At 61.0% G+C, this 23,394-nt stretch carries 17 protein-coding genes; 13 read left to right on the forward strand and 4 right to left on the reverse strand.

What is annotated here, in order from left to right:
• Nucleotides 1–89 precede the first annotated feature (89 nt).
• Nucleotides 90–962: a DNA ligase gene (locus AC07VY_RS06000; protein ID WP_495096875.1), complete on the reverse strand. Its 873-nt coding sequence runs from the start codon at nt 960–962 to the stop codon at nt 90–92.
• Between the two features lie 182 nt (nt 963–1,144).
• Here AC07VY_RS06000 and ggt point away from each other — a divergent pair, with 182 nt between their 5' ends.
• On the forward strand, nt 1,145–2,866 hold the full coding sequence (gene ggt, locus AC07VY_RS06005) for a gamma-glutamyltransferase (protein WP_495096874.1): 1,722 nt from the start codon (nt 1,145–1,147) through the stop codon (nt 2,864–2,866).
• A gap of 99 nt (nt 2,867–2,965) precedes the next feature.
• On the opposite strand, the gene fabI is transcribed toward ggt, so the two are convergent.
• Complete coding sequence (fabI, locus tag AC07VY_RS06010; RefSeq protein WP_495076278.1) at nt 2,966–3,745, reverse strand: enoyl-ACP reductase FabI; 780 nt, start codon at nt 3,743–3,745, stop codon at nt 2,966–2,968.
• A gap of 74 nt (nt 3,746–3,819) precedes the next feature.
• Between fabI and AC07VY_RS06015 the strand changes: the two genes are divergently transcribed.
• The 12 genes from AC07VY_RS06015 (at nt 3,820) to AC07VY_RS06070 (ending at nt 21,183) form a co-directional block, all read left to right on the forward strand.
• Nucleotides 3,820–5,619, forward strand: coding sequence for an extracellular solute-binding protein (locus tag AC07VY_RS06015; RefSeq protein ID WP_495096873.1), 1,800 nt, complete (start codon nt 3,820–3,822; stop codon nt 5,617–5,619).
• 3 nt (nt 5,620–5,622) lie between these two features.
• Nucleotides 5,623–6,660, forward strand: a complete 1,038-nt coding sequence (locus tag AC07VY_RS06020) for a microcin C ABC transporter permease YejB (protein WP_495076276.1) — start codon at nt 5,623–5,625, stop codon at nt 6,658–6,660.
• Nucleotides 6,644–7,681, forward strand: a complete 1,038-nt coding sequence (locus tag AC07VY_RS06025) for an ABC transporter permease (RefSeq protein ID WP_495096872.1) — start codon at nt 6,644–6,646, stop codon at nt 7,679–7,681. Before AC07VY_RS06020 ends, AC07VY_RS06025 begins: the two co-directional genes overlap by 17 nt.
• Complete coding sequence (locus AC07VY_RS06030; protein ID WP_495096871.1) at nt 7,678–9,255, forward strand: ABC transporter ATP-binding protein; 1,578 nt, start codon at nt 7,678–7,680, stop codon at nt 9,253–9,255. The genes AC07VY_RS06025 and AC07VY_RS06030 overlap by 4 nt, the downstream gene beginning before the upstream one ends.
• 193 nt (nt 9,256–9,448) lie before the next feature.
• On the forward strand, nt 9,449–10,042 hold the full coding sequence (rimP, locus tag AC07VY_RS06035; protein WP_495076273.1) for a ribosome maturation factor RimP: 594 nt from the start codon (nt 9,449–9,451) through the stop codon (nt 10,040–10,042).
• A 78-nt stretch (nt 10,043–10,120) separates the two neighbouring features.
• Entirely contained in the window at nt 10,121–11,617 is a 1,497-nt protein-coding gene (gene nusA, locus AC07VY_RS06040; RefSeq protein WP_495076272.1) for a transcription termination factor NusA, read from the forward strand.
• Nucleotides 11,618–11,641: 24 nt separating this feature from the next.
• Nucleotides 11,642–14,593 carry a translation initiation factor IF-2 gene (gene infB, locus AC07VY_RS06045; RefSeq protein WP_495096870.1) on the forward strand — a complete coding sequence of 984 codons (2,952 nt, stop codon included), beginning with the start codon at nt 11,642–11,644 and terminating at the stop codon, nt 14,591–14,593.
• On the forward strand, nt 14,593–14,964 hold the full coding sequence (rbfA, locus tag AC07VY_RS06050) for a 30S ribosome-binding factor RbfA (RefSeq protein WP_490593799.1): 372 nt from the start codon (nt 14,593–14,595) through the stop codon (nt 14,962–14,964). Before infB ends, rbfA begins: the two co-directional genes overlap by 1 nt.
• Before the next feature lie 5 nt (nt 14,965–14,969).
• Nucleotides 14,970–15,944 (forward strand): tRNA pseudouridine(55) synthase TruB, encoded by a 975-nt coding sequence (gene truB / locus AC07VY_RS06055; RefSeq protein ID WP_495096869.1) that lies wholly within the window; start codon nt 14,970–14,972, stop codon nt 15,942–15,944.
• A gap of 12 nt (nt 15,945–15,956) precedes the next feature.
• On the forward strand, nt 15,957–17,780 hold the full coding sequence (gene typA, locus AC07VY_RS06060; protein ID WP_495076269.1) for a translational GTPase TypA: 1,824 nt from the start codon (nt 15,957–15,959) through the stop codon (nt 17,778–17,780).
• A 174-nt stretch (nt 17,781–17,954) separates the two neighbouring features.
• Nucleotides 17,955–20,246 carry an ATP-binding protein gene (locus AC07VY_RS06065; RefSeq protein WP_495096868.1) on the forward strand — a complete coding sequence of 764 codons (2,292 nt, stop codon included), beginning with the start codon at nt 17,955–17,957 and terminating at the stop codon, nt 20,244–20,246.
• Between the two features lie 43 nt (nt 20,247–20,289).
• Nucleotides 20,290–21,183, forward strand: coding sequence for a DMT family transporter (locus AC07VY_RS06070; protein ID WP_495096867.1), 894 nt, complete (start codon nt 20,290–20,292; stop codon nt 21,181–21,183).
• Between the two features lie 27 nt (nt 21,184–21,210).
• Here the strand turns inward: AC07VY_RS06070 and AC07VY_RS06075 are convergent, their stop codons facing one another.
• Complete coding sequence (locus AC07VY_RS06075; protein ID WP_495096866.1) at nt 21,211–21,720, reverse strand: hypothetical protein; 510 nt, start codon at nt 21,718–21,720, stop codon at nt 21,211–21,213.
• 119 nt (nt 21,721–21,839) lie between these two features.
• Entirely contained in the window at nt 21,840–23,384 is a 1,545-nt protein-coding gene (malQ, locus tag AC07VY_RS06080; protein WP_495096865.1) for a 4-alpha-glucanotransferase, read from the reverse strand.
• Nucleotides 23,385–23,394: the final 10 nt, after the last annotated feature.

Raw genomic sequence — 23,394 nt, forward strand, 5'->3', positions numbered from 1 at the left:
AGCCCGATATGTCGTTGCTTCGCCTTGCCGTACGCAAGTACTGTCTGCAGCTTCGCGCCTAATCTCGGACTGAATTAGAAACGAAAGGGTCATAAATTCGCATCCTCCCGCTGCCGCAGATAGCTGGCAAAGCGGGGGATGCCGCTGGGGTTGACGTCGCGGAAGCGGTACGTCACCCAGCTACCGATAGGCGGTGGATCGCGGCGCTGGGCATCGCTCAAGCCGGTGCCCAGTTTGAAGCGCTGGCCCTGCGGTGTCTCCACCAACAGCGCGCCCAGCATGCCGTCGAATTTACCCTTGCCCGGAATATGCGCCACGACTTTGGCCTCGGCGTCGTCAAAGGGTTTGAATTTCAATAGATCCTCGTTGCGCTGGGCGCTGTACAGCGAGTCGCCCCGGTGTAGTACCAGGCCTTCGCCACCATCCCCCACGGTTTTGCGCAGCAGGGCTTGCAGGGCCGCGTGGCTGGCAATACGCGACTGTGCCACCGGCTGCACCCAGGCGGGCAAAGACAGCTGCTGCAGCGCCTTGAGTCGCTCGTCAAATATGCCACCTTGGTTTGGCAGATCAAACACCATGTAATGCATCTCGCGCCACGTTGCATCGCTGGCCGCTTGCTGGCGCACCGTGGATACCGCGCTGGCAAATGCGCCATGCCCGGCCCAGAGTTCACCGTCCATGGGCACAGACGGCCAGCCTGCAGTGAACCAGGCTGGCGGCGTGACGCGCTGACCGCCGCGTGTCCATAGTTGCTGGCCATCCCAGTAGCCACGCACACCGTCAAACTTTTCGCTGACCCAGTACCCGTTCAGCGCCACACCTTGCCGGTAAATCTTGGGCAACATCAGCGGTGGGGTCTCGGCCCGTGCGCGTATCGGGGCTAAACCACTGGCGACTAGGAATAGTGCGCACTGCAGGACGCTGCGGCGCGGAAGTGTCGGTGTCGATGTAGGATTTTTCATGCCGACATTTGACGCCGCCCCTGGCGCGCAGCAAATACCTGAGCCGGTTATTTTTCCTTACAAAGCAGCATGACTCGCATATGAAAAGCATGCCGTTTTCGCCACTGCAGTTGTTACAGTGGTTTCTGTGACGTCGTAAATTTTTGTAGTAGCCCGTCCCCCAAGTTTGGAGATCTATTCGCATGCAAACTCTATCTTTCCGTCTGGCGTTGATCGCTAGCGCTGCCAGCCTGTGCTGTATTGCGCAGGCCGCTTCCGTGGCACCGGTTGCCGCTGAAAACGGCATGGTTGTCACCGCCCAGCACCTGGCAACCCAGGTCGGTGTTGACGTACTCAAACGCGGCGGTAACGCCATTGACGCGGCAGTCGCCGTGGGCTATGCGCTGGCGGTGGTGTACCCGGCTGCCGGCAATTTGGGCGGCGGCGGCTTCATGACCGTGCAACTGGCCGATGGCCGCAAGACTTTCTTTGACTTTCGCGAAAAAGCCCCATTGGCTGCCACGGCGAATATGTACCTGGACGCCGCTGGAAACGTAGTCAAGGGCGCCAGCACCAATGGCTATCTGGCCGTGGGGGTGCCTGGTTCGGTTGCCGGCTTTGAAGAGGCCCGGACCAAATACGGCACCATGCCGCGCGCCAAGCTGATCGCCCCGGCCATCACCTTGGCCGAGCGTGGCTTTGTGCTGCAAGAGGGCGATGTGGACATGCTGAAAACTTCGACCGAAGACTTCAAGAAAGATGCGCCTTCTGCCGCCATTTTCCTGAACAAGGGTGAGCCTTTCAAAATTGGCGAAAAGTTGGTGCAGAAAGACTTGGCCAAGACGCTCAAGCTGGTCAGCCAGAAGGGGGCGGACGGCTTCTACAAAGGCTTGGTCGGTGCCAACATCGTTGCCGCCAGTACCGCCGGCAAGGGCATCATCACCCAGGCCGATCTGGACCAGTACAAGGTGCGTGAGCTGGCGCCGGTGGAGTGCGACTACCGTGGCTACCACATCGTCTCGGCGCCGCCCCCTAGCTCAGGCGGTGTGGTGATCTGCGAGATTTTGAACATCGTCGAGGGCTATCCCATGAAAGAGTTGGGCTTCCGCTCGGCCCAAGCGGTGCACTACCAAATCGAGGCCATGCGCCACGCCTACCTGGACCGCAATAGCTACCTGGGCGACCCGGACTTCGTGAAGAATCCGCTGGACCGCCTGCTGGACAAAACCTATGCCGCGAAGATCCGCGCTGCCATTGATCCGAGCAAGGCCGGGGTCTCCAAGGACTTGAAGCCAGGCGTCGAACCGCACGAAGGCAGCAACACCACCCACTATTCCATCGTGGACAAAGTTGGCAATGCGGTATCGGTGACCTACACGCTGAATGACTGGTTTGGCGCGAAAGTGACGGCGGCCAAAACCGGCGTGTTGCTGAACAACGAGATGGACGACTTCACCTCCAAGGTGGGTGTGCCCAATCTGTACGGTCTGGTGCAGGGCGAGGCCAACAAGATTGAGCCCGGCAAGCGTCCGCTGAGTTCCATGAGTCCGACCATCGTCAGCAAAGACGGCAAGCCGGTCATGGTGGTGGGCACACCGGGCGGCAGCCGCATCATCACTGCGGTGACGCACACCATATGGAACGTGATTGACTACGGCATGAACGTACAAGAAGCAGTAGACGCGCCGCGCTTTCACCAGCAATGGCTGCCGGACCTGACGAACGTGGACACTTTCGGCATCAGCCCGGATACCCGCAAGATTCTGGAAGGCATGGGCCACAACCTCGGTGCGCCCCAGCCCGCAAACCACTTGGCTGCCATCTTGGTGGGGGCGCCAACGCTAGAGGGCAAGCCGCGCGGCAACTTTCGCTTCTACGGCGCGAACGATCCACGCCGCAATACCGGTCTGGCGGAAGGCTACTAAGCCCACAAATAGCTATAAAAAATATAGCTAGGGGCGCTGGTGCTATCTGCGCCAGCGCCCCTTTTTGCTTGGATCCTGGCGGCGACTGCCGCGTGAACCTTATTCGCCGATACCACCCACGACTTGGCTAAAGCCGCCGTCCACGTAGGTGATCTCGGCGCTCACACCGGCCGCCAAGTCGCTCAGCAGGAAAGCGGCGACATTGCCCACGTCTTCAATCGTTACATTGCGGCGGATGGGATTCATGGCCGTGGCCTTGAGCATCTTGCCGAAGTCCTTGATGCCGCTGGCGGCCAGGGTCTTGATTGGACCGGCGCTGATGCCGTTGACGCGCACGCCCTTGGGGCCCACCGACTCAGCCAGGTAGCGCACGCTGGCTTCCAGCGAGGCCTTGGCCAGGCCCATGGTGTTGTAGTTGGGCAGCACGCGCAGGGCGCCCAGGTAGGTCAGGGTCAGCAGGGCCGACTTGTCGCTGAGGTAGGGCAGGGCGGCCTTGGCCATCGCGGGGAAGCTGTAGGCGCTGATGTCGTGCGCAATCTTGAAGCCTTCACGGCTCAGGCCTTCCAGGAAGTCGCCGGTGATGGCTTCGCGTGGTGCAAAGCCGATGCTGTGCACAAAGCCGTCGAACGTGGGCCAGGTTTGTGCCAGGTCGGCGAACAGCTTGTCGATCTGCGCGTCGTCACCCACGTCGCAGTCAAAAATCAGCTTGGAGTCGAATTCGGCGGCGAACTCGGTGATGCGGTCCTTGAAACGCTCGCCCACGTAGCTGAATGCCAGCTCGGCACCCTGTGCGTGGCAGGCCTTGGCAATGCCGTAGGCGATCGAGCGGTTGCTCAGCACGCCGGTGATCAACAGTTTTTTGCCAGCAAGAAATCCCATGACTAAAGTCTCCAAGAAAAGTGAGCAGTGCTAAGCGTGTCGTTTAGCGACCAAAAGTATTGCAGAATTGTCGCATGCGATTTCTGCTGGCTTTGGGGGGACTGTTGTGTGCCGCGTCGGCCTGGGCCGCGCCTGGCTATGCGCTGTGGGGCGAGCTGAAATACCCGCCCGGTTTTACGCACTTTGATTACGTCAACCCTGATGCCCCCAAGGGCGGCGAGCTACGCCTGGTCAGCAACATCCGCAGCTCCACCTTCGACAAATACAACCCCTTCACCATCAAGGGCAGTGCGCCGGCCTATTTGACCGAGATGCTGTTCGACAGCCTGCTGGTTGGCTCTATGGACGAGAACGGCGCGGGCTATGGTCTGCTGGCCGAGGATGTGGCGGTGTCGGCCGACGGCATGGGTGCCACTTTTGTGCTGCGCCGTGAGGCGCGCTTCCACAATGGCGATCCGGTGCTGGCGTCTGATGTGAAGTTCAGTTACGACACACTGATGGGCCCCTACACCTCGCCCGGCTACAAGACCGCGCTGGAGGACGTGGCCGGTATTGACGTCCTGGATGCACGCACTGTGCGCTACCGCTTCAAGAAGCCAAACCGTGAGCTGCCGTTGACCGTGGGCGGCCTGCCCGTCTTCAGCCATAAGTGGGGCCAAGGCAAGCGCTTTGACGAGGTGGTGATGGACCTGCCGATTGGCAGCGGCCCCTACCGTATCGGCCCGGTGAACTTCGGCAAGGACATCACCTATGTGCGCGACCCCAGCTATTGGGCTCGCGACCTGAATGTGAAGCGAGGCACCGAGAATTTCGACCGTATCACGGTGAAGATCTACAAGGACAACACGGCCCGACTGGAGGCGCTGAAGGCCGGTGAGTTCGACCTGATGCGCTTCTTCTCTGCCGGCGATTGGGCGCGTCGCGTGACCGGCAAACGTTTTGACACGGGCGAGCTGGTCAAGGGTGAATTCCAGCACCGCCTGCCTTCGGGCTTCCAAAGCTATGTGCTTAATCTGCGCCGTGACAAATTCAAGGATGTGCGGGTGCGCGAGGCCCTGGGCCTGGCGATGGACTACGAGTGGATGAACCGCCAGATGTTCTACGGCGCCTACCAGCGCGTGAACGGCCTGTTTGGCAATACCGACTGCGCGGCCACGGGCTTGCCCAGCCCGCAGGAGCTGGCCCTGATGGAGCCGCTGCGCAAGGACATTCCGGCTGCGGCCTTTGGTCCGATGACGGTGCCGCCGCGCACCGACGGCGATTCGTCCCTGCGTGCCAATCTGCGGCGCGCCCAGGCCTTGTTGCAGGAAGCGGGTTGGACGGTACGTGACGGTGCGCTGCGCAATGCCAAGGGCGAGCCGTTGGTGATCGAAATGCTCGACAGCAGCGAGAGTGGCGTGCGCGTGGTCAGCCCCTGGGCGCGCAACCTGGAAAAGCTGGGCATCCAGCTGAACTACCGGCCAGTGGACTTCGCGCTGTACCAACAGCGCTTGAGCAAGTTCGAATTCGACATGATCTCCATCAACTACCCCGGCACCAACAACCCGGGCCAGGAATTTGCAGATTTGTTCGGCAGCAAGGCCGCCGATGTGGAGGATTCGGGCAACTACAACGGTCTGCGCAACCCGGCGGTGGATGCGCTCATTACCCGCATGACGGGCGCCAAAACCCAGGCCGAGCTGCTGCCGGCCTGCCGTGCGCTGGAGCGCGTGATCAGCCACAGCCACGTGCTGATTCCGCAGTGGACGGCCACCACCCACCGCATGGCTTATAACGCCTGGCGCCTGGCGCGTCCCGATGTGGTGCCGCCGTATTCTCCCGGTGAAAGCTGGGCCATCCACACCTGGTGGGCCCGGCCCGTCAAAGCACCTTAAACCATGTTTGTCTACATACTGAAGCGTTTGCTGCTGATGGTGCCCACGCTGCTGGGCGTGCTGCTGATCACCTTTGCGGTGGTGCAGTTCGTACCTGGCGGGCCGGTGGAGCAGTACCTGGCCGAGGCCAGGGCCGGTGTGGCCGGCAGCGGCGGTGCGGGCGAGGGGGCGGGCTTCAGCTACCGCGGTGCGCAGGGCGTGGACCCCAAGCGTATCGAGCAAATCAAGGCGCTATATGGCTTTGACAAACCGGCGCACGAGCGCTTCGTCCAGATGCTGGGGCAGTTTCTGCGCTTCGACCTGGGCAAGAGCTTTTTCCAGAACAAGCCGGTGTCGCAGTTGGTGTGGGAGAAGCTGCCGGTGTCCATCAGCCTGGGCCTGTGGACGTTTTTCATCAGCTATCTGGTCGCTGTGCCGCTGGGCATTGCCAAGGCGGTTCGGGCCGGGTCCACGTTTGACCTGGTGACTTCGCTGCTGATTTTGGTGGGCTACGCGATTCCCGGTTTTGTGCTGGGTGTGGTGCTGCTGGTGGTGTTTGGCGGGCAGTTGCAGTGGTTCCCATTGCGCGGCCTGGTGTCGAGCAATTTTGACGAGCTCAGCTGGGGCGCCAAGGTGGTGGACTACCTTTGGCACATTGCCTTGCCGGTCACGGCCATGGTGGTGGGCAGCTTTGCCGTCACCGCCATTCTGACCAAGAACGCCTTCCTGGAAGAGATTCGCAAACAGTATGTGCTGACGGCGCGGGCCAAGGGCTTGTCGCAGAACCAGGTGCTGTACAAGCACGTGCTGCGTAACGCGCTGATCCCCATCGTCACCGGTTTTCCGGCGGCCTTCATTGGCGCCTTCTTCACTGGTTCATTGCTGATCGAGACCCTGTTTTCGCTGGATGGCCTGGGCCTGCTGAGCTACGAGAGCGTGATCCGCCGTGACTATCCGGTGGTGCTGGGCACGCTGTATTTGTTTACGCTGATCGGCCTGGTCACCAAGCTGATTTCCGATCTTTGCTACGTATGGGTGGATCCGCGTGTCAGATTTGATTAGCCCATCGCCCGGCCGCCGCGCCTGGCAGCGCTTCAAGCGCAATCGCCTGGGGTACTACAGCCTGGTTGTTTTTTGTATGCTGGTATTGCTGAGCCTGGCGGCCGAGCTGGTCAGCAATGACCGGCCGTTGGTGCTGCGCTACCAAGGTCAGCTGTACTTCCCCTTGGTGCATGACTACTCTGAAAAGACCTTCGGCGGCGACTTTGAAACCAGCACCGATTACTTGGACCCGTTCATCCAGGCGCAGCTGGCCCACGGCGACAACTGGGTGCTGTACGCGCCGAACCGCTACGGCCCCAAGACACTGAACTATTTCGCCAAGTTTCCCAATCCATCCGGGCCGTCGCGCGACAACTGGCTGGGCACGGACGATCGGGGGCGCGACCTGTTGGCGCAACTGCTGTACGGCTTTCGTGTCAGCGTTCTGTTCGCGCTGGCGCTGACGCTGGTCAGCGTGGTCGTGGGCGTGGCGACGGGTGCGCTGCAGGGCTATTTGGGCGGCAAGACGGACTTGGTCTTCCAGCGGTTCATTGAAATCTGGAGCTCCATGCCGTATCTGTACATGCTGATCATTTTCAGCGCGATTTTCACGCCCAGCATCAGTCTGTTGTTGGTCCTGCTCAGCCTGTTTGGCTGGATGGGCCTGAGCGACTACACCCGCGCCGAATTTCTGCGGAACCGGCAGATGGACTACGTGCGCTCCGCGCGCGCCCTGGGGGTGAGCGATATGCAAATCATCTGGCGTCACATCCTGCCCAACAGCCTGACGCCGGTGGTCAGCTTTTTGCCGTTTCAGATGAGTGCCTCCATCCTTACGCTGACCTCGCTGGATTTTCTGGGCCTGGGCGTGCCGCCCGGTACGCCGTCGCTGGGCGAGCTGCTCAGCCAGGGCAAAAACAATATCGACGCTTGGTGGATTTCGCTGTCCACCTTTGTGGTGCTGGTGGTCACTTTGCTACTGCTGACCTTTATGGGCGACGCGCTGCGTGATGCGCTCGATCCGCGAAAGGTTCAGGCATGAGCTTGCTCGACGTACAAGACCTGAGCGTGCGTTTTGGCGACAAGCCGGTGGTGGACCGCGTCAGCTTCCAGATACAGCCAGGGGAGAAGTTTGCACTGGTGGGTGAGTCCGGCTCTGGCAAGAGCATCACGGCGCTCAGTTTGTTGGGTTTGGTGGAGGACGCCCGGGTTTCCGGTAAGGCCCTGTGGGGCGGAACCGATTTACTGACACTGTCAGAAGGTGCCTTGCGCGGTATCCGTGGGCAGGACATCGCCATGGTGTTCCAGGAGCCGATGACGGCGCTGAACCCGCTGTTCACCATTGGCCGCCAAATTGCCGAGGTCTTTGAATTAAAACAGGGCCTGACGCAGGCGCAATCTGCGCAGGCAGCTATTGAAATACTAGCAAGTACAGGTGTTGCCGAACCCGCACGCCGGGTGGGCAGCTATCCGCACCAACTCAGCGGCGGCCAGCGCCAGCGCGCCATGATCGCCATGGCCCTGGCCTGCAGACCGAAGCTGCTGCTGGCGGATGAGCCCACCACCGCGCTGGACGTGACGGTGCGCGCCCAGATTCTGGCCTTGCTGTCCGATCTGCAGCGCCAGTACGGCATGGCCGTGCTGTTGATTTCCCACGACCTGCATTTGGTGCGCCAGTTTGCTGACCGCGTGGCGGTGATGGAGCAGGGCCGCATCGTCGAAACTGGTGCAGTGGCCGAGGTGTTTGCCCGTCCGCAGCATGTCTACACCCGCAAGTTGATCGATAGCACGCCGGTCCGCAATGTGGTGCCCGACAGCCCCGCGCCGCCCTTGCTGCAGGCGCAATCCCTGCGGGTGGCCTATCCGGTGCCTATCGCCGGCCTGCGGGGCTGGTTTCGCAAGGCGGAGTTTGTGGCGCTGAAAGAGGCCAGCTTTGCCATTCCCCCAGGTCAGACACTGGGCGTGGTGGGCGAATCGGGTTCGGGTAAATCCACCCTGGCACTGGCGGTTCTGGGGTTGCAGAAATTTTCCGGTAGCGTGCAGTGCGCCGGCCAGGCCTGGGGCCGTGATGCGACGGGCAACAAGGCCCTGCGGGCCAAGCTGCAAGTGGTGTTCCAGGACCCGTTTTCCTCCTTGTCGCCACGTATGACGGTGGAAGAGATCGTGGGTGAGGGTCTGCGCGTGCATGCGCCGCATGTAGGTGTAACGGATCGTAAAAAAATGGTGCTGGAAGCTCTGGCTGAGGTGGGCTTGGGCGAAACCCAGTTCCCGGGTCTGCTGCAGCGTTACCCGCATGCCTTTTCGGGCGGCCAGCGCCAGCGGCTGGCGATTGCACGGGCCCTGATCGTGCGGCCCCAGCTCCTGGTGCTGGACGAGCCCACCAGCGCGCTGGATGTGACCATCCAGAAGCAGGTGCTGCAGTTGCTGCAGCAGTTGCAACGCACGCATGGCATGGCCTATCTCCTGATTACCCACGATATGGCGGTGATACGTGCCATGGCCCACCAGGTGCTGGTGATGCAAGAGGGCAAAATCCTGGAATCGGGCCCGGTAGACCAGGTCCTGGATGCGCCACACCATGGCTATACCCGGGCGCTGGTGGCTGCGGCGGCCTGAATGCCGGCCAAGCCCCGCTAAAACCCTTACGTATCAATGGATTAAAGCCATTTTTGCGCTACAATCCGGGCTCACGACCAAACGGGCGGGTAATTACCGGCCCGTTTTTTTTGGTCGATTGTTTTTAACACGCCTCTCGGCACCTGCTTTTATGGCGGTGCGGTCGGGCCCAATGTACTCATATTCATAACACGTGGCGTTACAAGACATCGTTGAACAAACCGTGACCGGATTCGGTTATGACCTCGTAGAGATCGAACGCTCTGCTGGTGGTTTGCTGCGCATCACCATCGACCATCCTTGGGTCGCGGGGGCGCCTGAGCAGTTCATCAACGTGGAAGACTGCGAAAAAGTCACCCGCCAACTCCAGTTTTCGCTGGAAGTCGATGGCGTCGAATACAAGCGGCTGGAAGTCTCCTCGCCCGGTATCGATCGCCCACTGCGCCACAAGACCGACTTTGAACGTTTTGAAGGTTCGGTGATTGATATCACCCTCAAGGTCGCCATCGGTATGGCGGCCGGTGGCCAGGTCAATGCCAATCGCAAGAAATTTCGCGGCACGCTGGAAAGCGTTGCCGCTGTGAGCGCCGATGCGGCGCCCACTTGGCAAATCGTCTGGAGCGACGAGCCCGTGGCCAAGCCCGGTGCGCGTATCAGTAAAAAACGGGCTCCCGCGCCGGTGCAGGCGTTGGGGTTCACTCTGGATGAGATTCGGGATGCCCGTTTGGCTCCTATCGTAAGTTTCAATGGCCGCAACGCAAAAGACACTGGCGCGGCGCTTGGGTGATGGTCCGTCGGCGCCAGCGTGCAGATGCGGCTCAGCGGGTTTGGTTTTGTTGGTTTAAGTGTTCAGGAGATTCGTGACATGAATCGCGAAATGTTGATGTTGGTAGATGCCATTTCACGTGAGAAGAACGTGGAGCGGGACGTTGTGTTTGGCGCAGTGGAATCGGCTTTGGCGCAAGCCACCAAGAAGCTGTACCAGGGCGAAGTGGATATCCGCGTGGCGCTGGACCGCGATAGCGGCAACTACGAAACCTTCCGCCGCTGGCTGGTGGTGCCAGACTCTGCCGGTTTGCAAAACCCCGAGGCAGAAGAGCTGGTGTCGGACGTGCGCGACGACATTCCTGACATCGAAGAAGGCGACTACATCGAGAAACCGATCGAGTCCCTGCCGATTGGTCGCATTGGTGCGATGGCCGCTAAGCAGGTCATTCTGCAAAAAATCCGCGACGCTGAACGTGAAATGCTGTTGAACGACTTCATGAGCCGCGGCGACAAGATTTTTGTCGGCACCGTCAAGCGCATGGACAAGGGCGACATCATTGTCGAGAGCGGCCGCGTTGAAGGCCGTCTGCGTCGTAACGAGATGATCCCTAAGGAAAATCTGCGTACCGGTGACCGCGTTCGCGCCATGATCATGGAAGTGGACCTGACCTTGCGCGGTGCCCCCATCATCCTGTCGCGCAGCTCGCCTGCCTACATGGTTGAACTGTTCCGCCAGGAAGTGCCTGAAATCGAACAAGGCCTGCTGGAGATCAAATCCTGTGCCCGCGATCCCGGTTCGCGCGCCAAGATCGCCGTGCTGTCGCACGACAAGCGCGTTGATCCCATCGGCACCTGCGTGGGTGTGCGTGGTACCCGTGTCAACGGTGTGACCAATGAACTCGCTGGCGAGCGCGTCGACATCGTGCTGTGGAGTGAAGACCCGGCCCAGTTCGTGATTGGCGCCCTGGCTCCGGCCAATGTCACCTCCATCGTGGTGGACGAAGAGCGCCATGCGATGGATGTGGTGGTCGATGAGGAAAATCTGGCGATCGCGATCGGCCGTGGTGGTCAAAACGTGCGCTTGGCCGCCGAATTGACCGGCTGGAAGATCAATATCATGGACGCCGCCGAGTCGGCCCAGAAGCAGGCTGTGGAAACCGATTCCAGTCGCAAGCTATTCATGGAAAAGCTCGATGTCGATGAAGAAATGGCTGACATCCTGATTCATGAAGGCTTTACCAGCCTGGAAGAAATCGCCTACGTGCCTCTGCAGGAAATGCTGGAAATCGAAAGCTTTGACGAAGACACCGTGCACGAGCTGCGCTCGCGTGCCAAGGACGTGCTGCTGACGATGGAAATCGCCCTGGAAGAAAATGCCGAGGCGGTATCCCAGGACCTGCGCGACCTGGAAGGTCTGACCCCCGAACTGATTGCCAAGCTCCATGCGGGCGGCATCCAAACACGCGACGATCTGGCCGATTTGGCTGGTGATGAGCTCTCCGAAATTACCGGCCAGTCTGAGGACGAGGCCACGACCTTGATCATGAAGGCGCGCGCGCATTGGTTTACCAATGACGGCGCCTCTCAAGAGTAATGGTCATGAAAGGTCACACAATACATGTCCACTACTACCGTCGCCGAGTTTGCTGCTGAACTCAAAAAATCCCCTGACACCCTGCTGGAACAACTCCGGGGTGCCGGTGTTGCCAAAGCTGCTGTGTCTGACGTTCTGAGCGAGTCCGACAAGCAACGCTTGTTGGGCTATCTGCAGGCCAGCCATGGCACTGCTACTCTGGAACGCAAGAAAATTACCTTGGTGAAGAAATCCACCAGCGAAATCAAGCAGGCCGATTCAACCGGTCGTGCTCGCACCATCCAGGTCGAGGTGCGCAAAAAGCGCACCTTCATCAAGCGTGATGAAGGCATGGACGCGAGCCCCGAGGGCGCTGTGCTAGAGGCTGAACTGGAAGTTCCGTCCAGCAACGCGGCAGAAGAAGCTGAATTGGCCCGCCGTGAGGAAGAAGCTCGCCGCCAGGCTGAGCTGATGCGCCGTCAGGAAGAAGAACTGATCGAAAAGCGCCGCCAGCGTGAAGAGCAGGAAGCGCGTGAACGGGCTGCTGCTGAAAAGGCAGAAGCTGAAGCAGAAGCGGCGGCCAAGGCTGCAGCACGTGCCCAGGCTGAACAACAAAAAGCGGCTGCGCCCACGCCGCCTCTGTCTGCCGTTGGACAAAACATCAACGCCGCAGCTGAAGCTGTTGCCCAGGCCAAGGCGCAAGCCGACGCTGCTGCGGCCCAAGCCAAGGCCCAGGCCGAGGCGGATGCCCGCGCCAAGGTCGCTGCCGAGGCCAAGGCCCGTGCAGACGAAGAAGCCGCCCGCGTGGTGGATCTGGGAGACCGCCGCCGCAAGGCCGAAGCAGAAGCTGCCGCCATCCGTTTGATGATGTCCACGCCCAAGAAGGTGTTGGTCGCCAAGAAACCGGAAGAGCCCAAGCCTGTGGCCAAGCCTGCAACCGCTGACGCGGCCAAGGCCGGCATGAAGGGCACCTTGCACAAGCCCGCTGCCGGTGCAGCTCCGGCCAAGCCGGCGCCAGCGCCAGCAACTACCGGCACTGGTGCAGGTAAGGAAGTCAAGTCGGCCAAGCTGTCGAGCAGCTGGGCAGATCCCGCCAAGAAGAAACCACTGCCCACCCGTGGCGATTCCAGCGGTGGCGTCGGTGGCCGTGGCAACTGGCGTGGTGGACCGCGTGGTCGCCGTGGCAGCAATGACCGCGACCAGCATGACGACCACGCGCAACAAGCGCCAATGGAAGCGCGCATCATTGAAGTGCACGTGCCTGAAACCATCACTGTGGCCGAACTGGCCCACAAGATGGCGGTGAAGGCATCTGAGGTGATCAAGCACCTGATGAAGCTGGGTCAGATGGTCTCCATCAACCAGCCTCTGGACCAGGATACGGCCATGATCGTGGTCGAAGAAATGGGCCACAAGGCTATCGTTGCCGAGCTGGATGATCCAGAAGCCTTCACCGACGACGAAGTTTCGCAACAGCATTCCGAAGCCTTGCCGCGCGCACCTGTGGTAACCGTCATGGGCCACGTGGACCATGGTAAGACCTCGCTGCTGGATTACATCCGCCGTGCCAAGGTGGCATCGGGTGAAGCCGGTGGCATTACCCAGCACATTGGTGCCTACCACGTGGAAACTCCGCGCGGTATGGTGTCATTCCTGGATACCCCGGGCCACGAAGCGTTCACTGCGATGCGTGCCCGTGGTGCGCAAGCCACCGACATCGTGATTCTGGTGGTTGCTGCCGACGACGGTGTGATGCCGCAAACCAAGGAAGCTATCAAGCACGCGAAAGCGGCTGGTGTGCCCATCGTGGTTGCCATCAACAAGATCGACAAGCCAGACTCCAACCCCGAGCGTGTGAAGAACGAGCTGGTGGTGGAAGACGTGATCCCCGAAGACTTCGGTGGTAACTCGCCATTCGTGGCGGTGTCTGCCAAGACCGGACAGGGCATTGACGAACTGCTGGAGCAAGTTCTGCTGCAGGCCGAAGTGCTGGAACTGAAAGCACCGGTGGACGCCATGGCCAAGGGCCTGGTGATTGAAGCGCGTCTGGACAAGGGCAAGGGCCCTGTGGCCACCGTGCTGGTGCAGTCGGGTACGCTGAAAACCGGCGACATCGTGCTGGCAGGTTCTACCTATGGCCGTGTGCGCGCCATGCTGGATGAAAACGGCCGTCCCTCCAAGTCGGCTGGCCCATCGATCCCGGTGGAAATCCAGGGTTTGACCGAAGTGCCACAGGCGGGTGATGAGTTCATGGTTCTGCCGGATGAGCGCCGGGCCCGTGAAATCGCTACCTACCGTGCCGGCAAGTTCCGTAACACCAAGCTGGCCAAGCTACAAGCCGCCAAGTTGGAGACCATGTTCACGGACATGACGGCGGGCGAAGTCAAGGTACTGCCTATCATCGTCAAGGCTGATGTGCAGGGTTCGCAGGAAGCTTTGGCTGCATCGCTGCTCAAGCTGTCGACCGACGAAGTCAAGATCCAGATGGTGTACGCCGCTGTGGGTGGTATCAGCGAGTCCGATATCAACCTGGCGATTGCGTCCAAGGCTATCGTGATCGGCTTCAATGTGCGCGCCGATGCCGGTGCCCGCAAGCTGGCCGAAGGCAATGCTGTGGACGTGAAGTACTACAACATCATTTACGACGCCGTGGATGAGTTGAAGGCTGCCATGGCCGGCATGCTGGCGCCCGAGCAACGTGAAGAAGTCATCGGTATGGCCGAGATTCGCACCGTGTTCGTGGCTTCCAAGATCGGTACGGTCGCAGGCTGTATGGTTACCAACGGCTCGGTCAATCGCAGTGCACGCTTCCGCTTGCTGCGCGAAAACATCGTCATCTACACCGGTGAAATTGACTCGCTCAAGCGTGTCAAGGACGATGTCCGCGAAGTGCGCGAAGGCTTCGAGTGCGGTATCAAGCTCAAGAACTACAACGACATCGCCGTGGGCGACCAGTTGGAATTCTTTGAGATCAAAGAAATCGCCCGTACCCTGTAATGGTGAAACGCAAAGCCGCTGCGCCAAACCGCAGCCTCAAAGTCTCCGACCAGATTCAGCGGGATCTGACGGAGCTGATCGCCCGCGAGTTGAAAGACCCGCGGGTGGGCATGGTCACCATCCAGGGGGTGGAGGTTACGCCCGACTACGCGCACGCCAAGGTTTTCTTCAGCGTGCTGACGGGCAACCCGGACGAATGTACCGAGGGTTTGAACCAGGCCGCAGGCTTTTTGCGCGCTGGTTTGTTCAAGCGCTTGCACATCCATACCGTGCCGACTTTGCACTTTCACTTTGACCGGACGACCGAGAAAGCCGCCGATATGAACGCGCTGATTGCGCGCGCGGTGGCATCCCGGGCCAAGGAAGACTAAGCCCCATGACCGCAACGCCACGTGTACGGGTTGCCAGGCGTCCCGTGCATGGGGTGCTGCTGCTGGACAAGCCTTTGGGCCTGTCCAGCAATGATGCGCTGCAAAAAGTGAAATGGCTGCTGCGCGCCGAGAAGGCCGGCCATACCGGTACCTTGGACCCCTTGGCCACCGGTGTGCTGCCTCTGTGTTTTGGCTCGGCGACCAAGTTCAGCCAGCTGCATCTGGATGCTGACAAGACCTACCTGGCAGTAGCCCGGCTGGGGGTGAAAACCTCTACCGGCGATGCCGAAGGCGATGTGATCGAGACGCGGCCGGTGCATGTCAGCCCCGAACAGGTGGTGGCCGTGGAGAAGCAGTTCACAGGCCCGATCCGGCAGGTGCCGCCCATGTACAGCGCCTTGAAGAAGGACGGAAGACCCTTGTACGAGTACGCGCGTGCCGGGGTGGAGATTGAGCGACCGGCGCGGGATGTCGAGATTTTTGAATTAAAAGTGGCTTTGGCGCAGACAGAATCTGCGCTGGAAGCTATAGAAATCGTAGCTAAGTGCAGCAAGGGCACCTACATCCGCACACTGGGTGAAGATATTGGTGAGGCACTCGGTTGCGGTGCGCATCTGACGGCATTGCGTCGCATTGCGACCGGTGATTTCGGGATAACGCAGTGCGTCACTTTGGCGGAGTTGGAGGCCATGACGGAAGACCAGCGCCTGGACTGCCTGCTGCCGGTGGATGCGTTGTTGGCGCAGCACCAGCGTGTCATGTTGGACACGCAGAATGCGGGACGGTTTCTGAGCGGCGTGCGCCGCCGGGGCGACTGGCCCGATGCTGCCCATGTGGCGGTATACGGCGACAGCCCCGCCACCTTGCTGGGAACGGCACAGGCGAAGGACGGTGAATTGATACCAGGGCGACTGCTAAGCCCGCTGGACATAGGTCAGATTCTGGCCCAGGCGCAAAAAGCAGAGAGCCATTCGATTTAGGAGTAGAGAAATATGAGCACTAAACAAATCCGTAACATAGCGATCATCGCCCACGTTGACCATGGCAAAACCACCATGGTTGACCAACTGCTGCGCCAGTCCGGCACCTTTGCCGAGCACGAAAAAGTGGTTGACACCGTGATGGACAACAACGCCATCGAAAAAGAACGTGGCATCACGATTCTGGCCAAGAACTGCGCAGTGAGCTGGGAAGGCACGCACATCAACATCGTTGACACCCCCGGTCACGCGGACTTCGGTGGTGAAGTGGAACGTGCCTTGTCCATGGTCGATGGCGTTGTGTTGTTGATCGATGCACAAGAAGGCCCGATGCCGCAGACTCGTTTCGTGACCAAGAAGGCGCTGGCCCTGGGCCTGAAGCCGATTCTGGTGGTGAACAAGGTGGACAAGCCCGGTGCGCGTCCCCAGCACGTGGTGAACGCCGCCTTCGACCTGTTCGACAAGCTGGGCGCGACCGACGAACAACTCGACTTCCCGGTGGTCTACGCTTCCGGCATCAATGGCTGGACCTCGCTGGAAGAGGGTGCTCCTGGTGAGCAATGGGGCCCCGACATGTCGGCCTTGTTCAACACCGTGCTGAAGCACGTGCCATCGCAAAGCGGCGACCCTGAAGCTCCTCTGCAGCTGCAAATTTCCGCACTCGACTTCTCCACCTTCGTGGGCCGTATCGGCGTGGGCCGCATCGGTCAAGGCACGATCAAGCCCAATATGGACGTGGTGGTCATGGAAGGTCCGGACGGCAAGGTCGTCAAGGGCCGTATCAACCAAGTGCTGACCTTCCAAGGTCTGGAACGCGTGCAAGCCACGGAAGCCGGCCCCGGCGAAATCGTGTTGATCAACGGTATTGCCGACATCGGTATTGGTGTGACCGTGACCGATCCGCTGAAGCCCGCACCACTGCCCATGCTGAAAGTGGACGAGCCCACGCTGACCATGAACTTCTGCGTCAACACCAGCCCGCTGGCCGGCCGTGAAGGCAAGTTCGTAACCAGCCGCCAGATCTGGGACCGCCTGCAAAAGGAACTGCAACACAACGTGGCTTTGCGCGTCAACGAAACCGACGAAGAAGGTATCTTTGAAGTCATGGGCCGTGGTGAATTGCACCTGACCATCCTGCTGGAAAACATGCGCCGTGAAGGCTATGAGATGGCAGTGTCCAAGCCACGCGTGATGTTCAAGGACATCAATGGCGAGAAGCACGAACCTATCGAGCTGGTGACGGCCGATATCGAAGAACAGCACCAGGGCGGCGTGATGCAGGCTTTGGGCGAGCGCAAGGGTGAACTGGTCAACATGGAGCCGGATGGCCGTGGCCGTGTGCGCCTGGAGTACCGCATCCCGGCCCGTGGCCTGATCGGTTTCTCCAACGAATTCCTGAACTTGACCCGTGGTTCCGGCCTGATCTCCAACATCTTCGACAGCTACGAGCCGCACAAGGGCGACATCGGCGGCCGCAAGAACGGTGTGCTGATCTCCATGGACGACGGTGAAATCTTCACCTATGCCCTGGGCAAGCTGGACGACCGCGGCCGCATGTTCGTGCGCGCCAACGACCCTGTGTATGAAGGCATGATCGTCGGTATCCACAGCCGTGACAACGACCTGGTGGTGAATGCTACGCGTACCAAGCAACTGACCAACTTCCGCGTGTCCGGCAAGGAAGATGCGGTCAAGATCACGCCTCCGATCGAGCTGACACTGGAGTACGGCGTTGAGTTTATCGAAGACGACGAACTGGTCGAAATCACGCCCAAGTCGGTGCGTCTGCGCAAGCGCCATCTGAAGGAAAGCGATCGCAAGCGCGCAGGCCGTTAAGCCCTGATTCGGAGCAGCCACCGCGAGGTGCTGCTCTCTTGGAAGCCCCGGGCGCCGTCATGGCGTGCCGGGGTTTTTTCATGCGTGGCATGTTTTGCTGCATGGCGGGCACGCGTTACCATGGTTGCGTGCTTGGATGGTCCAGGTGGACGCATTTCGAATGGGGCTCCCTTGATGTTTGGGCGTACGAATTACCACCGTTATTTGCTCTGGGTCGCCGTAGTGACGGTCGGCATGGCGCTGGCCATGGCGGTAATGCTGGTGCTACAACTGACGCAGCGGCAGGCCATACGGCAAAACAGCCATTTGGGAAATGATTCGATCACGGCCATGGCCTTTCAGTTTGAGCGCGAATTTTTGCGTTTTCGCCAGGTGCTGGACAGCCGGGTCAAAAGCCGTGAACCACCGGACATGGATGAGCTGAATCTGCGACTGAACATCTTCGTGAGTCGCCTGGGTTTGCTGCGTGACAACCCCAGCATTGCCATCCTCCAGGGGCGGCCTGAATACGTGGCGGTCATTCCCCGCATGGAACAGTTGGTGGCGCAGACCGATAGCGTGTTGGAGCAGCCAGATCCGGACCCTCAGGCATTGACTGATTTGCTGCGGGAATTCAATGCCATGGGGCCCGAGGTGCAAGCACTGAGCATGGTTGCAAACAGCCAGGTATCACTGCAGCTGGAGGGGCAGGGCACCACGCTGCTGTGGCAGAACAATATGATCGTCTGGCTTACGCTGGCACAGCTGATCGTGCTGTTGGTGGCATCCGGTGCCCTGGTGGTCCGGCATCGCCGGCAGGAAGAGGAGCGCTTAGCCTTGAAGCGTTTGACCGATGATCTGGTAGAGGCCAACCGCATGGCCGAGAGCGCCAACCGCGGCAAGAGCCAGTTTCTGGCGAATATGAGCCACGAGTTGCGCACGCCTTTCAATGGTATTTTGGGCATGCTGGGGCTGCTGGAGGAAACGCGACTGAATGCGCGACAGGCCGACTATGTCGCCACCGTGCGCGGCTCGGCCAACCATTTGCTGGCTTTGTTGAATGACATTCTGGACGTGTCGGCCCTGGACGTGGGCAAGATGGCCATCAATCCTTCACCTGTGCAATTGATCCGGCTGTTGCACGATGTAGATGCCCTGATGGGCCCGCTGGCCAAGGATAAGCACCTGGAGTTCGCGCTGGAATTGCATAGCCCGCTGCCCGATTGGGTGCAGGCCGACGGTACACGCATCAAGCAGATCTTGCTGAACCTGGTGTCCAACGCCATCAAGTTCAGCGCCCAGGGCCGCATTCTGTTGAGTGTGGACTGCGAACCTCAGGGCGACGCCACACCTGCGCATTCCGTAGCGCTGCGGCTATGCGTCAGCGACCAGGGCATAGGTATGGACGCCGCCACGCTGGACAGCCTGTTCCAGCGCTTTTCGCAGGGTGACGCCAGTATTTCCCGCCGTTTCGGGGGCACCGGTCTGGGCCTGGAAATTTCCCGCAGCCTGGCCCGGCTGATGGGAGGCGATATTACGGTGCAGAGCCAGCCCGGCCGGGGCAGCCAGTTCAGCCTGGCACTGCTATTGCCCTGCGTGCCGGCTCCGCAGGGTACCGAGCAGGCGCCCGCGGTGCTACCTGCGCATGCGACCCAGTACGGCATCATCGGCGGCCTGGACATCCTGGTCGCTGAAGACCACCCGGTGAACCGCAAGTACATGGAGGGCCTGCTGCAACGGCTGGGCCACCGCATCCGTTTCGTGGAGGACGGCGAACAGGCTGTGGCCGAGGTACGGCGTGCCGCGCCCGATGTGTTGTTCATGGATGTGCACATGCCCGTGTTGGACGGTCTGCAGGCCACCCAGGCATTGCGCGCGGGTGGTGGTGCGGCGTCCCGCGTCTACATCGTGGCCTTGACGGCCGATGTCTTTGCCGAATCCCGTGAGCGTGCGCTGGCAGCGGGCATGGACGATTTTCTGTCCAAGCCGGTGCGAATGGACCAGATCGAATCCTTGCTGCAGCAGCGCTTCGGCCTGATGGACAGCCGCGCTCCTGCGCAAGAGGCTGCAACGGTGGCCCCGCCTGCACCGGCCGAACCACGGCGCTTCCGCTCGGAAGATGTGGCCCGGCACTTGGATATGCCCATGCTGGGCGAGGTTTGCGTGGCGATTTCCCTGGACGGCTACCGCTCCTTGCTGGACAGCTTTTTCAACGACGAGTCTCGCAGCTTCAATACCCTGGTGGCATGCCTGGACGCGGCCGATACGGCGTGCTTGCAAGAGGTGGCCCATGCCTTCAAGGGTGGCTGCGCCAGCCTGGGATTTCATGCTCTGGCTGCCCTGGCCGGGCAGGTTGAACGCGTTGGGCTGGACTATAGCGCCGACGCCTGCGCGGACGCGGCGCGGCAATTGCGCAGCCTGTACCAGACGGCGCATGCCTTGTGCCGGCGCATGGGCCTGACCGGTTTGGCGCATCCAGCAGCTTAGGTTACGTTGTCTAGGCAGGTGCTGCGGCAGGCGACAATAGGGCATGCATTTATCCCACGCCCGCGCCTTGTTCATGATGGTTTTGGTGACCCTGATGTGGTCCATCGCAGGGGTTACCACCCGCCACCTGGAGTCTGCCCACAGCTTTGAAATCACTTTTTGGCGTAGCGCCTTCACAGTGTTGTCGCTGCTGGTGATTTTGCCCATCCTGCAGGGCCGTGCGGTTTTCATCAAGATCGCCCGGGGCGGCGTTTCGCTATGGTTGTCGGGCGTGTGCTGGGCGGTGATGTTTACTGCCTTCATGCTGGCTCTGAGCATGAGCCCGGTGGCCAATGTGCTGGTCACCATGGCGCTGGGGCCTTTGTTCACTGCATTGCTGGCCCGCTTCGTGATTGGCCACCGTTTGCCCATGCGCACCTGGACGGCGATTGCCGTGGCGGGCGTGGGTATCGCCACCATGTATGGTGCACAGCTCTCGCTGGAGGGTGGGATGGAGCAGTTGCTGGGCTCGCTGGTCGCCTTGTGCGTACCGATTGCCGGCGCGGTGAACTGGACTGTGCTGCAGCGCAGCCGGGCACAGGGCCATGATGTGGACCTGGTGCCTTCGGTACTGGTGGGGGCCTTGATTTCGTCGGCTTTGACCCTGCCTTTGGCTTTGCCTTTCCAGGCGACCGCGCACGATATGGGCTTGCTGGCCCTGCTGGGCTCGGTGCAGCTGGCCATTCCATGCGTGCTGTCGGTATGGTGCGCCCGGGTGTTGAAGGCGCCCGAGGTGTCGCTGCTGCAATTGCTGGAAGTGCTGTTTGGCATTGCCCTGGCCTGGCTGGGTGCCAACGAGGCACCCGATCCGCGCGTTCTGCTGGGCGGTACCCTGGTCGTGGCCGCGCTGGTGGGCAATGAGCTGCTGGGTTGGTGGCAGCGCCGCCCGATGTCTTGAACATACAAGCCGCTGCGATTACCCGTCTCAGGTGTAGGTGGTGTGCTTGCGTGCCACGGTTGCCTGTTCTTCTTCCACCTCTTTGCGCAGCCGGCGGATTTCTGTCAGTGCGTGCTGGAACTCGGTCAGTGAACGGTCGATGTCGTGCACCGGCTGTTCTTCCAGCTCGTTGCGGGAGTGGATGAAGCGCTGCGCATGGGCGGCGATTTCTCCGGCCAGATCTGCCTTGGCATCGGCGGCCAGCTGCGACTGGTGCGCGTCCAGCTCGCCCGCCGTGGTGAACAAGCCCATCAGCCCATAAGCGCGGCTAAGTTCTGCGGCCTGCTGCTGTGCCCGTTCGGCCTCCATATGGACTGCGCTGGCGGCGGCGACGGCCTCGCGCACCTCCATCAGGCGCAGCATGCGTTCGCAGGCCATGCTGGCCGCGCTGGCGGCTTTGGCCGCCTTGTGGGCAATCAGGCCAGCGAATGCGGTGAACAGGCCGATGACGGCACAGACCAGGGCCGCAGCCAGGGAGAGAAGGGCGGAGTTGCTCATAGCGTTCAGGGCCTGCAAGTTTCAAGCCAAATATGCGTTTGGCGCACATAGAGCCTGCGGGAGTAGCTATTAAAAATGTAGTGTCCCCCAAGCGCCACGGCACGGCAGCTAGAGGCCATCTACGGCTTGTTTTTACCTTCGGGATAGGCTGGCAGAGGCAGTCTATCAAAGCGCGTGCGTCCGCTGGCGGCGGTGATGTGTGCCAGGCGCTCTGCGGCCTCGCTGCCCACCCATTCCCACTGGAAACGCCAGGTCCAGCAGCCCACGGTGCCCGGGGTGTTCATGCGGTGGCTGCCGTCCAGGCCCAGTACGTCCTGGAACTGGCACAGCGCGTGGTTGGCCACTGATTGCGCGCAGGCGCGCACCATAGCCCAGTGCACATCATGTCCGTCGGTGTGCAGGTACTCACCGGCATAGGCGCGTTCGCGTTCGGTGCAGTCGGCCCACCAGCCTTTGACCGTGTCGTTGTCGTGCGTGCCGCTGTAGACGACCGTGTCGCGCGCATAGTTGTGCGGCAGGAAGTTGTTGGCTGCATCGTCCGAGAACGCGAACTGTAGTATGCGCATGCCGGGGAAACCAGCGCGCTGGCGCAGCGCCACCACCTCGGGCGTGATGACGCCCAGGTCTTCCGCGATGATGGGCAACTTGCCCAGCGCGGCTTCGATGGCGGCGAATAGCTCATAGCCCGGCCCTGGCATCCAACGGCCTTTTACGGCGGTGGGCTCGCTGGCCGGAATTTCCCAGTAGCCCACAAAGCCGCGGAAATGGTCGATGCGCACCACGTCGGCCAGGCTCAGCTGGCGCTTTACGCGCTCTATCCACCAGCGGTAACCGTCGGCCTGCATGGCCTTCCAGTTGTACAGCGGGTTACCCCAGCGCTGGCCGGTTTCCGAGAAGAAGTCGGGCGGTACGCCGGCGATCACATTCGGGTTGCCCTGCGGGTCCAGTTCATACAGATCCGGGCGGGACCAGCAGTCGCTGGAGTGGTGGGCAATGAAGATGGGCAGGTCGCCCACCAGGTGGATGCTCTTCTGGTTGGCGTAGCCCTTGAGCCGCTTCCACTGCACATCAAACTGCCATTGCACAAAGCCCCAAAAGGCAATTTCCTGTGCATGCTGGGTGCGGGCTTGCACCAGTGCGGCCGGTTCACGGCGGGCCAGCGGGGCTGGCCAGTCGGGCCACAGCGCGGGGCTGTGGGCTTGGTCCAATGCCATGAACAGGGTGTAGTCGTCCACCCAGCTGGCTTCGGCCTGTAGCCAGGCCTGGAGGGCCTGCTGGTCTTCCGGCAGGGCGGCTTGCTGGAAGCCCGCAAAGGCCTCGCGCAAGCGGGCCAGGCGCCAGGGTACAACCTGGTTGTAGTCGATCTTTTGGGCGTTGAAGTCGGCTTTTAGCGATGCCGCGCTGATCCAGCCGTGCTCCAGTAGCGGCTCGAATGCCACAAACAAGGGGTTGCCCGCGAAGGCCGAGCTGCCCATGTAGGGCGAGTCGCCCGGGCCGATGGGGCCCAGCGGCAGCGTCTGCCACAGCGTCTGGCCGGCCACTTGCAGCCAGTCCACAAAATAGTAGGCGTTTGGCCCGAAGTCACCGCAGCCGTGCGGGCCGGGCAGGGACGTGGGGTGGAGCAGTACGCCCGAAGTGCGTTGGTTCAGAAGATCGGATGCCATGGTGCGTGGG

The sequence above is a fragment of the Rhodoferax sp. GW821-FHT02C08 genome (assembly GCF_059421805.1).

What these genes read in the sequence shown, in the direction of transcription:
- AC07VY_RS06015 (WP_495096873.1), top strand. Translation starts at nt 3,820, where the DNA reads ATGCGATTTCTGCTGGCTTTGGGGGGACTGTTGTGTGCCGCGTCGGCC.
- AC07VY_RS06065 (WP_495096868.1), top strand. Translation starts at nt 17,955, where the DNA reads ATGTTTGGGCGTACGAATTACCACCGTTATTTGCTCTGGGTCGCCGTA.
- infB (WP_495096870.1), top strand. Translation starts at nt 11,642, where the DNA reads ATGTCCACTACTACCGTCGCCGAGTTTGCTGCTGAACTCAAAAAATCC.
- fabI (WP_495076278.1), bottom strand. Translation starts at nt 3,745, where the DNA reads ATGGGATTTCTTGCTGGCAAAAAACTGTTGATCACCGGCGTGCTGAGC.
- AC07VY_RS06075 (WP_495096866.1), bottom strand. Translation starts at nt 21,720, where the DNA reads ATGAGCAACTCCGCCCTTCTCTCCCTGGCTGCGGCCCTGGTCTGTGCC.
- nusA (WP_495076272.1), top strand. Translation starts at nt 10,121, where the DNA reads ATGAATCGCGAAATGTTGATGTTGGTAGATGCCATTTCACGTGAGAAG.
- ggt (WP_495096874.1), top strand. Translation starts at nt 1,145, where the DNA reads ATGCAAACTCTATCTTTCCGTCTGGCGTTGATCGCTAGCGCTGCCAGC.
- AC07VY_RS06020 (WP_495076276.1), top strand. Translation starts at nt 5,623, where the DNA reads ATGTTTGTCTACATACTGAAGCGTTTGCTGCTGATGGTGCCCACGCTG.
- truB (WP_495096869.1), top strand. Translation starts at nt 14,970, where the DNA reads ATGACCGCAACGCCACGTGTACGGGTTGCCAGGCGTCCCGTGCATGGG.
- AC07VY_RS06070 (WP_495096867.1), top strand. Translation starts at nt 20,290, where the DNA reads ATGCATTTATCCCACGCCCGCGCCTTGTTCATGATGGTTTTGGTGACC.
- typA (WP_495076269.1), top strand. Translation starts at nt 15,957, where the DNA reads ATGAGCACTAAACAAATCCGTAACATAGCGATCATCGCCCACGTTGAC.
- AC07VY_RS06030 (WP_495096871.1), top strand. Translation starts at nt 7,678, where the DNA reads ATGAGCTTGCTCGACGTACAAGACCTGAGCGTGCGTTTTGGCGACAAG.
- rbfA (WP_490593799.1), top strand. Translation starts at nt 14,593, where the DNA reads ATGGTGAAACGCAAAGCCGCTGCGCCAAACCGCAGCCTCAAAGTCTCC.
- malQ (WP_495096865.1), bottom strand. Translation starts at nt 23,384, where the DNA reads ATGGCATCCGATCTTCTGAACCAACGCACTTCGGGCGTACTGCTCCAC.
- AC07VY_RS06000 (WP_495096875.1), bottom strand. Translation starts at nt 962, where the DNA reads ATGAAAAATCCTACATCGACACCGACACTTCCGCGCCGCAGCGTCCTG.